This window comes from Duganella fentianensis, assembly GCF_009857835.1.
Taxonomy (GTDB): Bacteria; Pseudomonadota; Gammaproteobacteria; order Burkholderiales; family Burkholderiaceae_D; genus Rugamonas; species Rugamonas fentianensis.
Genome location: NZ_WWCL01000003.1, coordinates 368,535 through 382,484, shown reverse-complemented (window position 1 = coordinate 382,484; position 13,950 = coordinate 368,535). Strand labels below are relative to the sequence as shown.

Below are 13,950 nucleotides of genomic sequence, written 5' to 3'. Positions count from 1 at the left end.
ACATCTTTTTAACACGCCAGCGGGCTTAAATTTCCACCTGCGTGCCCAGTTCGATCACCCGGTTGGTCGGAATCTGGTAGTAGTCGGCCGCGCCACGGGCATTGCGCGACATCGCCACGAACAGGTGTTCGCGCCACGTGGCCATGCCCGAACCCGGAGTGGAAATCACCGTCTGGCGGGCGATGAAGAAGGAGGTCTCCATCATGTCGAAGGTCATGCCCAGACGTTCGCACTGGGCCAGCGCCTTCGGAATATCAGGTTCGTCCTTGAAGCCGTAGTGCACATTCAGCTGGTAGCACTGGTGGCCCAGTTCCGTGATCTTCACCTGATCATCGGCCGGCACCCAGGGTTCTTCCACCACGTGTACGGTGAAGAACACCACGCGTTCGTGCAGTACCTTGTTGTGCGACAGATTATGCAGCAGCGCATGCGGTACACCATCGCTCTCGCCGCGCAGGAAGATGGCGGTGCCGTACACGCGGGTAGGCGGTGCCACGAACAGCGAGGACAGGAAATCTTCCAGCGGAATCGCGTGTTTCTGCAGATTCTGGAACACCAGCGCGCGACCCCGTTTCCACGTCAGCATGGTGGTGAACAGCACGGCGCCCAGCAGCAGCGGGAACCAGCCACCGTGGAACAGCTTCAGGGTACTGGCCGAGAACAGCAGCACGTCCATGGTCAGGAAGAAGCCGGTGGCAGCCAGACACAGGGTCAGCGGCAGATTCCAGCGATAACGAGTGACGAAGAAAGTCAGCACAGTGGTGGCCAGCATGGTGGCCGTCACGGCAATACCATAGGCTCCGGCCAGCTTGTCGGACGAACCGAAGCCCACCACGGCCAGCAGCACCACGCTCAGCTGCAGCCAGTTCACGGCTGGGATATAGATCTGGCCGATTTCACTAGCCGAAGTGTGCATGATGCGCATGCGCGGCAGCAGACCCAGCGCAATGGCCTGCTTGGTCATGGAGAAGGTGCCGGAAATCGTCGCCTGCGAAGCGATCACGGTAGCCGCAGTGGACAGTATCACCAGCGGATACACGCTCCATGCGCCCAGCTGCTGGAAGAAGGGATTATCCACCGCAGCCGGATTCAGGATCAGCAAAGCGCCCTGCCCCAGATAATTGAGTGCCAGCGCCGGGAACACGATCAGAAACCATGCCGCGCGGATCGGCGACTTGCCGAAGTGGCCCATGTCGGCATATAGCGCTTCCGCCCCCGTAAACGCCAGTACTACGGCGCCCAGCGCCACGAAGGCGATCATGCGGTTTTCAAACATGAAGCGCAGTGCATGGAAGGGATTCAGCGCAGCCAGAATCTGCGGGGCCGCAATGATATTCACCACGCCCATCACCGCCAGCGCGGCAAACCAGACCACCATGATGGGGCCGAACCAGCGGCCGATACCGGCCGTACCCTGATGCTGCAGCGCGTACAGCGATACCAGCACCACGATGGTCAGCGGCACAATGTACTGCTCCAGCCCCGGCGCGGCCACTTCCAGACCTTCGATCGCACTGAGCACGGAAATCGCGGGAGTAATCACGCTATCGCCATAGAACATGGTGGCGCCGAATACGCCCAGCAGCATCAGCGGGTAATTCCAGCGCGGCGCCGCCTTGCTGACGGAGTTGAGCACCAGCGCCATCAGCGCCATGATCCCGCCTTCGCCGCGGTTATCAGCGCGCAGCACCAGCGTGACATATTTGAGGGAAACGATGAAAGTCAGACCCCAGAAAATCAGGGAGATGATGCCCAGCAGATTGGCTTCGTTAAGCGCCAGTCCATGTTCGGGATCGAAAATGGTCTTCAGGGTGTACAGCGGGCTGGTACCGATGTCGCCGTAGACGATGCCCACGGCCGCCAGCGTGAGCGCGGCGAGACTACTTTTCTTGTGATGCTCGGTCAAGATTGCACCTGTTGTTGTTTTGGTGCATTGCACAATAGGCCAACTATTTGCAAAAGGCAAGGAGATTTTCGCATGACGAATGGTTCGAAATTTCGATATCGACAGTGTACGCCGCTGGCCTGCGAGTAGCGAGTTTTAGCGCGTTTTTAGCGCGCCCATGCGCAGATTCCGGGCCGGCCGGCAGCGCCGATGCAGCATTTCAGCGATAATGGCCGACCCGCCACATCCGCGCCCCCCGTCTGTCATGAACACCGGTATCTTATTCGCAACACTGTCCTTCTTCTGCTGGGGCATGTTCCCGCTGTATTTCCACGCGATAAGCGAAGTGCCGCCCATGGAAATCCTGGCGCACCGCATGCTGTGGTCGCTGCTCTTCCTCGCCATCGTGCTGACCGTACGCCAGCAATGGGGCTGGCTGCCGAAAGTGCTGCGCCAGCCGCGCGTGCTGGCCAGTTTCGTCGCCTCAGCCATCCTGCTGTCGGCCAACTGGTTTGTCTATATCTGGGCCGTCAACAACGGCCACATCATCGATGCCAGCCTGGGCTACTTCATCAATCCCCTGATTAATGTGCTGCTGGGCCAGCTGGTACTCAAAGAACAGCTGCGCCGTGGCCAGTGGCTGGCCATCACTGTGGCAGCAGCAGGTGTGGTCTGGCTGACCTGGCAGGCCGGCCAGCTGCCGTGGATTGCCTTAATTTTAGGCATCACCTTCGGCGGCTACGGCCTGCTGCGCAAAACCGCGGCGCTGGCCGCACTGGAAGGGCTGTCGCTGGAAACCATGCTGCTATTCCCGGCCGCGCTGATCTATGTGCTGTGGCTGACCAGCCATGGCAGCAACACCTTCCTCAACACGCCGGCCGACAGCACGCGCTGGCTGCTGGCCGCAGCGGGCCCCATCACGGCGATTCCCCTGCTGCTGTTCGCTGCCGGTGCACGGCGCATCCCCATGGCCGTGCTGGGCCTGCTGCAATATCTGTCGCCCAGCATGCAGGCCCTGCTGGGTGTATGGGTATTCCACGAAGCGTTCCCGCAGCCGCGCCTGATCGGCTTCCTCATCATCTGGGCCGCTTTGCTGCTGTATGTGGCGGAAGGCCTGTGGCAGAGCAAACGCGCTAAATAGTGGGCGGGCGGCAGGATTTATCGTATCCTGTCGTCCTCTCCCGGATTTCATTGCATCCCTCACACTTTATCGAGATTTGAATGGCAAATTACGTCTATACCATGAACCGCGTGGGCAAAATCGTCCCACCCAAGCGCCAGATTCTGAAAGACATCTCGCTGTCCTTCTTCCCGGGCGCGAAAATCGGCGTGCTGGGCCTGAACGGCTCCGGTAAGTCGACCTTGCTGAAAATTATGGCAGGCCTGGATACCGATATTCAGGGCGAAGCCGTGCCTATGCCGGGCCTGAACATCGGCTACCTGCCGCAGGAACCCCAGCTGGATCCCGAGAAAACCGTGCGTCAGGAAGTGGAATCGGGTCTGGGCGAAGTGTTCGAAGCACAGGCCAAGCTGGAAGCCGTGTACGCCGCCTATGCGGAAGAAGATGCCGATTTCGACGCACTGGCCACCGAACAGGCCCGTCTGGAAGCCATCATCTCCACCGCCGATGGCGGCAATCTGAACCTGCAACTGGAAATGGCCGCCGACGCGCTGCGTCTGCCACCATGGGATGCCAAGATCGGCGTGCTGTCGGGCGGTGAAAAGCGCCGCGTGGCGCTGTGCAAACTGCTGCTGTCCAAGCCGGACATGCTGCTGCTCGACGAACCGACCAACCACCTGGATGCGGAATCGGTGGAATGGCTGGAGCAGTTCCTGCTGCGCTTCCCCGGCACCGTGGTCGGCATTACCCACGATCGCTACTTCCTCGACAATGCGGCCGAATGGATCCTCGAACTGGACCGTGGCCATGGCATTCCATGGAAAGGTAACTACTCCTCGTGGCTGGACCAGAAATCCAACCGCCTGAAGCAGGAAGAAGCCAATGAATCGGCACGCCAGAAAGCGCTGGCCAAAGAGCTGGAGTGGTCGCGCCAGAATCCTAAAGCCCGTCAGGCCAAGTCAAAAGCCCGTCTGGCCCGCTTCAACGAACTAAGCGAATACGAATACCAGAAACGTAACGAAACCCAGGAGATCTTCATTCCTGTGGCCGAACGTCTGGGTAACGACGTGATCGAGTTCAAGAACGTATCGAAAGCCTTCGGCGACCGTCTGCTGATGGAAAACGTTTCGTTCACCATTCCGCCCGGCGCCATCGTCGGTATCATCGGCCCTAACGGCGCCGGTAAATCGACGCTGTTCAAGATGATTGCCGGTCTGGATACGCCGGACAGCGGCGAAGTGGCCATCGGCCAGACCGCCCGCATCTCGCTGGTGGACCAGAGCCGCGACAAACTGAGCGACAGCAAGACCGTGTTCGACGACGTTTCCGGTGGCGCCGACATGCTGACCGTGGGCCGCTTCGACATGCCGTCGCGCGCCTATCTGGGCCGCTTCAACTTCAAGGGTTCCGACCAGCAGAAGATCGTCGGCAATCTGTCCGGTGGTGAGCGTGGCCGTCTGCATCTGGCCAAGACCCTGCTCAAAGGCGGCAACGTCCTGCTGCTGGACGAACCGTCCAACGATCTGGACGTGGAAACCCTGCGTGCTCTGGAAGATGCGCTGCTGGAATTCGCCGGCTCCGTGCTGGTGATTTCGCACGATCGCTGGTTCCTTGACCGTATCGCCACCCACATTCTGGCGTTCGAAGGCAACTCGCAAGTCACCTTCTTCGACGGTAACTATCAGGAATACGAAGCCGACAAGAAGAAACGTCTGGGTGAAGAAGGCGCCAAGCCTAAGCGTATCCGCTACAAGCCGCTGACGACCTAAGCCCGCAAGCCGGAAAGAAAAAAGCGCAGCCCCGGGCTGCGCTTTCTCTTTGTAGCAGGGCCGCCTATCCGTGCAGCTGCAGCAGTATATAGGCCGACAGCAAGGCCCAGACCAGCGCCCCAACGCCAAACACCTGGTAGGCCAGTGCTTGCGCCTCAAACTCCTCAGCCAGTTTCAATACTACATACATGCCGTGATATAGCAGGCTGGCTGCCACCATCAGGCCAGCCACCCCCAGCCCCAGCATGCTCCCCAGGTCTGGCAGCAAAAGACCCAGACTGGACAAGCACATGGGAACGGCAATGATGGCCGCCAATAAGAACGTGTCCCGGAAGCTAGCCGCGATCTTGCGTTCCGCAGCGCAGGCCCTGATCAGCCAGCCCATCAGCGGAACCGTCAGCAGTTCGGCCACAAAAAACACCAGCGCAATCTCGTGCCAGGAGACCGCGGCCGAATTTAGCCGCAGTACTGAGCTCGGCTCATGACTGCCGTACAGCAGGACTAATGGCGGCAGTAGCGAACAAGGCAGCACCAGCAGCAGAAAAGTCTTGATGACGGGATGATGGCCGACCACCACTTCATCCCAGCCGGCATGAAACGAAAAAGGCATCTTGCTCAGATTTACCAGATTCATGGTTATGCTCCCAGATAGATTCGGACGGCTACTCAAGGCTTGGCTTGGCTTGGCTTGCCTGATCCGTTGCCGCGACACTTGTATCATCATATGATACAAAATCAGAAAGGCAAGGCCCGTCTGCCGGGCCGCGAAACAAGCGTCAATGCCCTTTACTGCAGGCAATAGTCAACCGGGGGTGGCATGGCAGGGATATCCATTTCCCCCATCATTTCGCGCGCCGAAATTTCTATGCCATAGCTCAGAGCCGTGAGCGGCAAATCATTGGGCGTCAAACCAAAAGGCTCTTCGATCTCGTCGCCGATAGCATCGAGTCCGAAAAAGGTATATGCCACCACCCCCACCACCACGGGCGTCAGCAAGCCTATCGAGTCGACCAGCCCAAATGGCAGCAAATAGCAGTACACATACACGGTACGGTGCAGCAAAACGGAATACGAAAATGGTATGGGCGTGTTCTTGATGCGCTCGCAGCCGCCCAGCGCTTCACTCATCTGGCTCAGGCTACGGTCTATCTCCTGGGCCAGTGGCGCAGCCAGCCAGCCTCTGGCGAGAGCGCGTCCGATATCGCTGCCGATAGCCTGCAATATGGCGGCCGCCGGATGTTGCAGTCGCTGCCAGTACTGGACGCGCTCGGCCGGCAGCAGGCGGGCGATTTCCTCACCCCAGCGTTCCTCACGTAATTGATGCCGCAGTGCATGCGCAAAGGCAATCGCCGCGTAGGCCATGTTTTTGCGCAACTGCGATAATTGCTCCCGCTCCTGCGGGCACTCGCTGCTCGAAACCTGCGGGAAAGCGTAGACCTGACGTAGCAGATTTCGGCTGGCCGTACCGAGGCTGCCCCACAGCCTGCGGCCTTCCCAATAGCGCTCGTAACTCGCGGAATTACGAAAGCCCAGAAAGATCGCCAGCGCCAGCCCCATCAGCGTAAATGGTATGGTGGTGAGCCTGATCTTGACGTGGTAGAGCGAACCATGCATAAGAGTTACCACGATGGCCATGACGATGGTGACGGCCAGCTTGCGCCAGATATTGGGCAAGATCGATCCGCGCAATAGCAGAAAGTACTCTATACCTTGGGGTCTGGGTCGGATAATCATGATCGGGCAAGGTCGGCTGGCAGCCCTGTCAATAACCGCGGCGGCAAGCTTGCGTGACAAGCAGAAAGAAATTAATTATATCATCTTGTGATATATATTTAGGTAACTACTCATCGGGCCGCGGGCAGAAATTATTACGCCCGGCCGGGGCAATCAGCTATGATCGTCGGCTCATCCAATTCGCCCTACGTCCATGTCCTCACCTGCTCCGCAGCCGCCCCTCAGCAAGCACGAATACGAACGGCTGGCCGATTTCCGCTATCGCTTGCGCAGTTTCCTGCGCTTTAGCGAGGAATTGACTCAGGCCCATGGCATCACCCATCTGCAATACCTGCTCATGTTGCAGATTAAGGGCTTTCCGGGCAGAGAATGGGCCACCATTGCAGAACTGGCTGAACGCCTGCAATCACATCATCACGGCGTGGTCGCGCTGGTTTCGCGCTGCGAAAAAGCCGGGCTGCTCGAGCGGCAACCGGGCCGCGACGACAAACGCTGCGTAGAAGTACATCTGAAGGAAAAAGGCGAGCAACTGCTACAGCAGATCGCTCTGCTGCATAAAAATCAGCGCGTGGAACTACAGCAGATGCTGCAGGCCCTGTTCAGCGCATGAGCGCCGGGTGGTAGCGGGATGGATGACTGGGGCCGGCAGAGCGACCGAGGAGAATGAAAAATGCCGCTCAGCCTGAACTGAACGGCATTCCTCTGGATTTACTACTGCAACAACTTAGAAGTTGTAGCGCAGACCGGCCGTGATGGCGCTGTTTTTGCGGCCTACATCAATGTTGCTCTTGCCGTAGTTTTCCCACTCCAGCGAGACTTTCACGTTTTTGTTGACGGCATATTCGGCACCGACGGAACCGTACAGCGCGCTCTTGTTATCGCCACCGCTGACCGATGCGATACCCGTGGTGGTGACGGCATTGTGGTTGCGTGCCACACCGAGTTTACCGAACAGGGAGATCTGTTCGTTCACAGGGAAGCTGCCTTTACCAGCGACATAGTAGGAATACGCATTGGTCTGGATATGGCCAGCACCCGTGCCTACCGTGTAGTCATAACCTTTCTTGCCAAAGTCGGTATAACCGCCTTCGATCGCCCAGGTCTTGTCGATGTTGTAGCCGGCGTAGATCTTGCCGGTGGCTTTGTCACCGCTACGGTCGCTGCTGGTAGTGGTGTTCGGCACATCGAACTTGTAGTGGCTGCCCACGACGCCCAGACCGATATAGCCGGTGCCGGCGTCGTCAGGTGCGGCAAAAGCGGAAGAAGTGGCAAATACAGCAGCGCTAGCGGCTACGGCAAACAGAATTTTTTTCATGATCGTGATCTTTCAGCAAAAATGATGAGGGACTTGCTTGGGATCGCAGTTCTGCGAAGTGCGATGTAGCCACAATAGCACTGCAGGGAGGCGCTGTGCTCGCCGAATCGGTAAGAAGTGTTACACGATGTAAGCCAAATAAAACTTGGCACTAGATGAGATATTCCAAACTTAAAATAGGCTTAAGGTGCGCGCAGAATATTCCTGAAAGTCAGGTTGATGCGCTCGCCGCAGGGTCGGGTCTGCTTGTTGATGCCATGCTGCCAGTGCTGCTGCAAAGTGCCGGCCATCAGCAGCAAAGCACCGTCGCCGAGGTCGAGTTTGACGGTCTGGCCGTTGTGGCGGTGTTTCAGGATGAAGGTGCGCGCCGCCCCGAAGCTGAGCGAAGCGATGGCCGGTTGCGGCCCCAGTTCCGGCTCATCGTCGGCGTGGAAGCCCATGCTGTCGCGTTCATTACGGTAGTAGTTCAGCAGCACGCTGTTGAACTGACGCCCCGTGGCCTGCTCCACGGCCTGTTTCAGTTGCCGTTGCAAAGGGGTGAAAGGCAGCGGATGGAAAGTCCTGCCGGAATAGCGGTAGCTGGCATCGCCATGCCAGGCCATCAGGCGCGGCTGCAGATGCAGCTTGCCCCAGACCTGTATGTGCTCGGCGCGCCACGCGGTTTCCTCGCGCAGGCGCTGCATGGCCTGCTCGGGCGTGATGGCCAGCGGCAGGCGCGGCGTGAACCACAGTTCACCATCGGCAATGGGAAGCTGGCGCAAGCTGGTATCGTCGGCAAATAGGTCCATGAGCGTGATGATAGCCGTTCAGAGCCCGGGCCGCGCGCGTGCACGCCAGCAGAAAAAAATACGGCGAGCCAGAACGGCTCGCCGTATTCTATGTGAGATGCTGGCGTAACTCAGGCGTAGGCTTCTGCCAGGCTCATCACGCGTGGCGTGATGGTGATGCCGATGCCGCTGAACAGCGCGGTAATGGCCGCCATATTGGCTTCCATTTCTTCCGCTTTCCAGCCCTGGAACAGGTCGGTGCCATCTTTCTGGAAATGCAGATCCAGTACCTTGCCACGATCTTTGTGGGTGTAGCCGCCGCTGTAGGTATTCTTGAAGCCCATGGCTGCCAGCGCTGCCAGCACATCGGCCGGCGGATTGTCGGGGTCAGTTGCCATAAACACGCCGAAGGTCTTGCCCGGTGGTTTGGCAGCGATATCCACGTCATAAATTCCTGGCGCTTTTGTCACGGTGGTACTTTTCAGAAATAACATGATCTAACCCCTATCCTCGGCGCGCCGGCTCAAATATTGATTCTGTAAGAAAACATTCCAAGAGACAAGCTTATTGCTAATTACTGGATTTGTCGACTAATCCGGCCACTTATTTGTGAATTCGTACCAATAAAACTGCAAAGTTGTCAGCTAAACTTGTCCGGGACAGTACAGGTCTCAATCACAAATATACCCGCTCAGTACTGATTTGCAAGAAGATCAGGCTGGCAGTGGTAAGTAGGCATCACTCGCCCCCTGCAGCGGCTTTTTTACGCTGCGCCAACGCACTGGTAGGGGCGATCAAAGCCTGATACAGATCACCACTGGGCCCATCCCAGGCGCTGACCGCCTGGAGTTGACGCTCGACAGTTGCCATATCCCCCCTTGCGATAGGCCCGCTCAGGGCCGTGGCCGCACCGAGCCGTAACACATTCGCCATCGATTCGCTGGCCAGCGGCTGCACCAGCTGGCGCGCCACTGCTTCCGGTATGCCGGCCGCCTGATAGGCGCGCAGCGCTGCATCGAGCACCGTCACCAGATAGTTACTGGCAAACACGGCAGCAGCGTGATACACGGTTTTGGCTGCCGCATCGATGGGCACAGGCTGGGCGCCTATGGCTTGCAGCGCCGGCGTGAGCACAGCCAGCGCTGCGGCATCGCCTTCCATGCCGCAATAAGTACCGGCAAAGGCCTGCGCCACGGCCTGCGGGTCGGCAAAGCTGCGGATCGGGTGGACGCTGGCGACGGCGCCACCGGCCGCGCGCACAGCCTGCAGGCGGTCCGAGGCCAGCGCGCCGCTGCAATGGAATACCACGCTGCCGGCCAGCGGCACGGCCTGCGCCAGCGCTTCACTGGCTGGCACGATCTGGTCGTCGCCCACGGCCAGTATGAACACCTGGGCTGGCGCCAGCGCTGCGTAAGTGTCTATCGCGCTGCCGCTACCGATAAACTCCACCGCCTGTGCGGCCGACGCGGCCGAGCGGGTCAGCACCTGCTGCAACTGCCAGCCAGCCTGCGCTACCAGCAGCCGGCCCAGCACGCGGCCCACATGGCCCGCACCTATCAGAGTAAAGGTCGTCATGGCTGCGCTACGGTACGGCTCTAGTTACGGGCGTGCGACAGCTGGAAGCTATCGATGCCTTCGAATACGGCCAGTTCCGCCGACAGCGTGGCCAGCGGCGCGCCACTACGCTTGCTCAGGGCTATCGCCACAAAGCGCCATTCCTGCGTACCGCTCTCGCCGCTGATCATCAGCGAACCGCCAGCGATTTCATAGCCGCGCTGCAGCGCCATGGCACGCAGGGCTTTCTCCTGCGGCATAAAGCCCTGCTTGAAGCGCATGGTGATGGCAATCGCATGGCGCGACGGCAGCCAGGCTTCCACCTTGGTCAGGAAGATCATGGCGCCGGCGCACAGCATGGCCAGCCCCATGGCACCCAGATAGAAGCCTATGCCCACCATCACACCGATCACGGACGAGGCCCAGATCGATGCGGCCGTGGTCAGGCCGCTGATGTTGAAGCCTTCGCGCATGATCACGCCGGCACCGAGGAAGCCGATGCCGGTGACGATGCCCTGCACGATACGGGTAGGGTCGGACACTGCCAGCGTGGCCGTGCCATGGCCGCCGAACCAGTCGGCCGGATAGCCGCCGATCACGGTCAGCGCGGCCGATGCCATGCACACCAGCCCATAGGTACGCATACCGGCCGCGCGGCCATGGTAGGAGCGCTCGTAGCCGACCAGCAGGCCCAGTAGCAGGGCGCCGATCAGATTCATCAGAATCACCGCATTGGTGGCCAGCTCCTTGTGCGACCAGTAGGCAAACAGTATATCGATGGAGGGCATGGGAACCACCTTTCCGTGCGCTTAAGGCGCTTTTTTGACTAATTGTTTTTCGAAGGCGACGTCGAGTTTGCTGACCCGCTTGGGCGCAGCCGGGGCAATGCCGTTCACGAAGGCGACGAAATCGTCGAGTTCCAGCGGCGCGCACAGCGGCGGTTCGCCCGCGCCCTCGCTGAGGAAGTAGTGGCCGCTGCCGGTGCGCGACATGGAATAGCGGTTATTGCCGCTGCGTTTTTTCAGACGGTCCACGGCAGCCGTGGCGCGGGTGGCGCGGCCGCTCATACGGCCTCCGTGCGCTGTTCCAGCCATGCCAGCGCAGGGCCGGACAGCAGCGGCGCCAGACGGGCACGCACGGTAGCGTGGTAGTTATTCAGCCACGCACGCTCGTACTCGCGCAGCAGCGCCAGTTCCACACAGCGCGTATCGATAGGGCATAGCGTCAGCGTCTCGAATTCGAGGAAGTCGCCGAACTCGGTCTGGCCGGCAGGCCGGTTGTGCACCAGATTCTCTATCCGTATGCCCCACTGGCCGGTGCGGTACAGACCCGGTTCGATGGAAGTAATCATGCCCGCTTCCATGGCCGTATGCGGTTCCGGCATGGCCGATGGCGAAATCGACTGCGGCCCTTCGTGCACGTTAAGGAAATAGCCCACGCCGTGGCCTGTGCCATGGCCGAAGTCCAGACCGGCCGCCCACAGCGGTGCACGGGCGATGGCATCGAGCATGGGCGACTTGCAGCCACGCGGGAAGCGCGTGGCCGACAGTGCCATCATCCCTTTCAGCACCAGCGTGAAATCGCGCTGCTGCTGCGCCGTAATCGCCCCCACCGGCACCACCCGCGTGATGTCGGTAGTCCCGCCCAGATACTGGCCGCCCGAATCGATCAGCAGCAGGCCATCGCCTTCGATCACCGCATGGTGCTCAGGCGTGGCGCGGTAATGCATGCTGGCGCCATTGGCGCGGAAGCCGGCAATGGTAGAAAAACTGGGGCTGATAAAACCGGGACGGCGCGCGCGCGCAGCCGTAATTTCACGGTCGATATCGAGTTCCGTCAGCGGCGCACGAGCGCTATCGGCCAGCGTCTGTTCCAGCCAGCAGAAGAATTCGCACAGGGCGGCGCCATCCTGTTCCATGGCAGCGCGCACATGCACCAGATCCGCTTCGCTCTTGCGCGATTTGGCGAAGATAGCGGGGTTGATGGCATCGATCACGTGCACGCGGACCGGTATCCACTGGCGCGTGCCGTAGCTGATGCGGCGCGGATCGATCAGCAGCGTGCTATCGGCCGGCAGTTGGCCGAGCCGCGCGGCCAGCGTGTCGTAGGCCACCACTCTGACGCCATCGGCCGCCAGCGCAGCATTCAGGGCAGCGTCGATTTTGCCGGCCGTGACAAACAGCGTGGCCTGCTCCTGTTCGATCAGGGCATGGGCAAGGAATACGGGGTTGTACGAGATATCGCTGCCGCGCAGGTTGAACAGATAGGCGATATCGTCGAGCGCCGAAATCAGGTGCAAACGTGCGCCTAACTGCTGCATGGCCGCGCGCACCTGAGCCAGTTTGTCGGCACGGCTTTGCGTGGCATACGGCGGCAGGTGTTCGAACACGGGCGCCAGCGGCATGGCGGGGCGCTCCTGCCACACCTGCTGCAGCAGATCGAGCTCGGTACGCAGCGTCACATCTTTGGCCTGCAGGGCCAGTGCCAGCTGGCGACCGATGGCCAGCCCCAGCACATTGCCATCCACCGCCACCGTCTGGCCGGGCTGCATGGTGGCGGCCAGCCAGTCCACATACTGCACGCTGGCGCCCGAGGTCAGCTTCATCAGGCTGATGCCGGTACCGGCCAGCTGCTGCTCGGCCTGAGTCCAGTAGCGAGCATCGGTCCAGATGCCGGCAAACTGCGGCGTGACGATCAGGGTGCCGACCGAGCCGGTAAAACCGGACAGCCATTCGCGCCCCTGCCAGCGGCTGGGCAGATATTCGGACAGGTGGGGATCGGCAGAAGGAACCATCAGCGCATCGATCTGCTGCTGATGCATGGCCTCGCGCAAGCGCGCGATGCGCTCGACGATGGTAGCGGTATGAGTTGTAGGCATGGGTGTTTCGTTATCCGGTGCGCCGCAGCTGCGGCCTTGCTGTCTGCAATCATACCGCGATTGCCCGCCGCTGCGGCAGCCAGACTGCGGCGGCGCACGCCACGCGCGCCACGCGCGCCCGGGCATGCTGACTAAAACGCTGCTGCGTTAGCGTGTCGCCGCGCTGCTGTCGGCCTGATAGCGGCGCAGCCCTTCCAGATCGAGGATGCAGATGCCGCCGTAATCGAGCCGCAGCAGGCCCTGTTTTTCCAGCAGTTGCAGCGCCTGATTGGCGCGCTGGCGCGACGCGCCCGACAGCAGGCCCAGCTCTTCCTGCGAGATCTGGATCAGCTTATCGGGCCCCGGATCCAGCCCCGGAAACAGATGGGAATTGAACATGGAACCGAGGCAGCGCGCCACCCGCGTATCGGGATCGAGCAGGCGGTCGTTTTCCACCATGCCGATAAATTGACCCAGACGCTCATTCAGCTGCATCAGCAAAAAGCGCGTGAACGGCAAACTTGATTCCAGCAGCCAATGAAAAGTGTCTATGGGCATGCGCAAGATGCGGCTATCGCGCAACGCGATGGCATCGTATTTGAGAATTTCGCGTTTTAACAACGATCCTTCGCCAAACCAGCCGCCGGGCGGCACACCGGAAAAGGTCACGCTTTTGCCATTGGCCGAGAAGTTGGTCATCTTCACCATGCCGTCCATGATGCCCAGCCAGTTCTCCACCATCTCGCCCTTGCGGCACACGTAGCCGCCTTTAGGCACAAAGGTTTCAAAGGTATCCGCTTCCACCCGCGCCATCTGTTCGGGCGTGAGCTGCTGCGCCCAGATGGCACTGCGCAAGGCTTGCTGCATGGATATACGCGGTTCGGTCATTGCTGCTTTGCACCATGAAAAGTCGGCCAATTGTCGTCGAAATGACATCTTCTGGCCCGTC

Annotated in this window: 14 protein-coding genes; 3 read left to right on the top strand and 11 right to left on the bottom strand. The window is 60.1% G+C overall.

Going from position 1 to position 13,950, the window contains the following annotated elements; genetic code table 11:
• Nucleotides 1-25 precede the first annotated feature (25 nt).
• Nucleotides 26-1,906 carry a potassium transporter Kup gene (locus GTP23_RS14805; protein ID WP_161035866.1) on the bottom strand — a complete coding sequence of 627 codons (1,881 nt, stop codon included), beginning with the start codon at nt 1,904-1,906 and terminating at the stop codon, nt 26-28.
• 244 nt (nt 1,907-2,150) lie between these two features.
• Between GTP23_RS14805 and rarD the strand changes: the two genes are divergently transcribed.
• Together rarD and ettA are read left to right on the top strand one after the other, a co-directional pair.
• Complete coding sequence (gene rarD / locus GTP23_RS14800; RefSeq protein WP_161035865.1) at nt 2,151-3,026, top strand: EamA family transporter RarD; 876 nt, start codon at nt 2,151-2,153, stop codon at nt 3,024-3,026.
• Between the two features lie 80 nt (nt 3,027-3,106).
• On the top strand, nt 3,107-4,774 hold the full coding sequence (gene ettA, locus GTP23_RS14795) for an energy-dependent translational throttle protein EttA (protein ID WP_155435538.1): 1,668 nt from the start codon (nt 3,107-3,109) through the stop codon (nt 4,772-4,774).
• Nucleotides 4,775-4,838: 64 nt separating this feature from the next.
• On the opposite strand, the gene GTP23_RS14790 is transcribed toward ettA, so the two are convergent.
• Both GTP23_RS14790 and GTP23_RS14785 read right to left on the bottom strand, forming a co-directional pair.
• The gene (locus GTP23_RS14790) at nt 4,839-5,408 is read right to left on the bottom strand and encodes a YIP1 family protein (RefSeq protein ID WP_161035864.1); all 570 of its coding nucleotides are present in this window, start codon (nt 5,406-5,408) and stop codon (nt 4,839-4,841) included.
• A gap of 152 nt (nt 5,409-5,560) precedes the next feature.
• Entirely contained in the window at nt 5,561-6,448 is an 888-nt protein-coding gene (locus GTP23_RS14785; protein WP_371866932.1) for a bestrophin family protein, read from the bottom strand.
• A gap of 253 nt (nt 6,449-6,701) precedes the next feature.
• On the opposite strand from GTP23_RS14785, the gene GTP23_RS14780 reads away from it, so the two are divergent.
• Nucleotides 6,702-7,118 (top strand): MarR family transcriptional regulator, encoded by a 417-nt coding sequence (locus GTP23_RS14780; protein WP_161035863.1) that lies wholly within the window; start codon nt 6,702-6,704, stop codon nt 7,116-7,118.
• A gap of 114 nt (nt 7,119-7,232) precedes the next feature.
• Here the strand turns inward: GTP23_RS14780 and GTP23_RS14775 are convergent, their stop codons facing one another.
• The 8 genes from GTP23_RS14775 to GTP23_RS14740 form a co-directional block, all read right to left on the bottom strand.
• Complete coding sequence (locus GTP23_RS14775) at nt 7,233-7,823, bottom strand: outer membrane beta-barrel protein (protein WP_161035862.1); 591 nt, start codon at nt 7,821-7,823, stop codon at nt 7,233-7,235.
• 182 nt (nt 7,824-8,005) lie between these two features.
• The gene (locus GTP23_RS14770) at nt 8,006-8,611 is read right to left on the bottom strand and encodes an alpha-ketoglutarate-dependent dioxygenase AlkB family protein (RefSeq protein WP_161035861.1); all 606 of its coding nucleotides are present in this window, start codon (nt 8,609-8,611) and stop codon (nt 8,006-8,008) included.
• 110 nt (nt 8,612-8,721) lie between these two features.
• Nucleotides 8,722-9,033, bottom strand: a complete 312-nt coding sequence (locus tag GTP23_RS14765) for a hypothetical protein (protein ID WP_371866931.1) — start codon at nt 9,031-9,033, stop codon at nt 8,722-8,724.
• A 295-nt stretch (nt 9,034-9,328) separates the two neighbouring features.
• Entirely contained in the window at nt 9,329-10,165 is an 837-nt protein-coding gene (locus GTP23_RS14760) for a Rossmann-like and DUF2520 domain-containing protein (protein ID WP_161035859.1), read from the bottom strand.
• A 20-nt stretch (nt 10,166-10,185) separates the two neighbouring features.
• Nucleotides 10,186-10,932: an MgtC/SapB family protein gene (locus GTP23_RS14755; protein WP_161035858.1), complete on the bottom strand. Its 747-nt coding sequence runs from the start codon at nt 10,930-10,932 to the stop codon at nt 10,186-10,188.
• Nucleotides 10,933-10,953: 21 nt separating this feature from the next.
• Complete coding sequence (locus GTP23_RS14750; protein ID WP_155435547.1) at nt 10,954-11,211, bottom strand: hypothetical protein; 258 nt, start codon at nt 11,209-11,211, stop codon at nt 10,954-10,956.
• Nucleotides 11,208-13,022 carry an aminopeptidase P family protein gene (locus GTP23_RS14745; RefSeq protein WP_161035857.1) on the bottom strand — a complete coding sequence of 605 codons (1,815 nt, stop codon included), beginning with the start codon at nt 13,020-13,022 and terminating at the stop codon, nt 11,208-11,210. The genes GTP23_RS14750 and GTP23_RS14745 overlap by 4 nt, the downstream gene beginning before the upstream one ends.
• A 147-nt stretch (nt 13,023-13,169) precedes the next feature.
• On the bottom strand, nt 13,170-13,889 hold the full coding sequence (locus GTP23_RS14740; protein WP_371866930.1) for a Crp/Fnr family transcriptional regulator: 720 nt from the start codon (nt 13,887-13,889) through the stop codon (nt 13,170-13,172).
• Nucleotides 13,890-13,950 lie beyond the last annotated feature (61 nt).

Excerpts from the sequence above, each read along its gene's own strand:
- rarD (WP_161035865.1), top strand. The coding sequence starts at position 2,151 with ATGAACACCGGTATCTTATTCGCAACACTGTCCTTCTTCTGCTGGGGC.
- ettA (WP_155435538.1), top strand. The coding sequence starts at position 3,107 with ATGGCAAATTACGTCTATACCATGAACCGCGTGGGCAAAATCGTCCCA.
- GTP23_RS14790 (WP_161035864.1), bottom strand. The coding sequence starts at position 5,408 with ATGAATCTGGTAAATCTGAGCAAGATGCCTTTTTCGTTTCATGCCGGC.
- GTP23_RS14780 (WP_161035863.1), top strand. The coding sequence starts at position 6,702 with ATGTCCTCACCTGCTCCGCAGCCGCCCCTCAGCAAGCACGAATACGAA.
- GTP23_RS14775 (WP_161035862.1), bottom strand. The coding sequence starts at position 7,823 with ATGAAAAAAATTCTGTTTGCCGTAGCCGCTAGCGCTGCTGTATTTGCC.
- GTP23_RS14770 (WP_161035861.1), bottom strand. The coding sequence starts at position 8,611 with ATGGACCTATTTGCCGACGATACCAGCTTGCGCCAGCTTCCCATTGCC.
- GTP23_RS14760 (WP_161035859.1), bottom strand. The coding sequence starts at position 10,165 with ATGACGACCTTTACTCTGATAGGTGCGGGCCATGTGGGCCGCGTGCTG.
- GTP23_RS14755 (WP_161035858.1), bottom strand. The coding sequence starts at position 10,932 with ATGCCCTCCATCGATATACTGTTTGCCTACTGGTCGCACAAGGAGCTG.
- GTP23_RS14750 (WP_155435547.1), bottom strand. The coding sequence starts at position 11,211 with ATGAGCGGCCGCGCCACCCGCGCCACGGCTGCCGTGGACCGTCTGAAA.
- GTP23_RS14745 (WP_161035857.1), bottom strand. The coding sequence starts at position 13,022 with ATGCCTACAACTCATACCGCTACCATCGTCGAGCGCATCGCGCGCTTG.
- GTP23_RS14740 (WP_371866930.1), bottom strand. The coding sequence starts at position 13,889 with ATGACCGAACCGCGTATATCCATGCAGCAAGCCTTGCGCAGTGCCATC.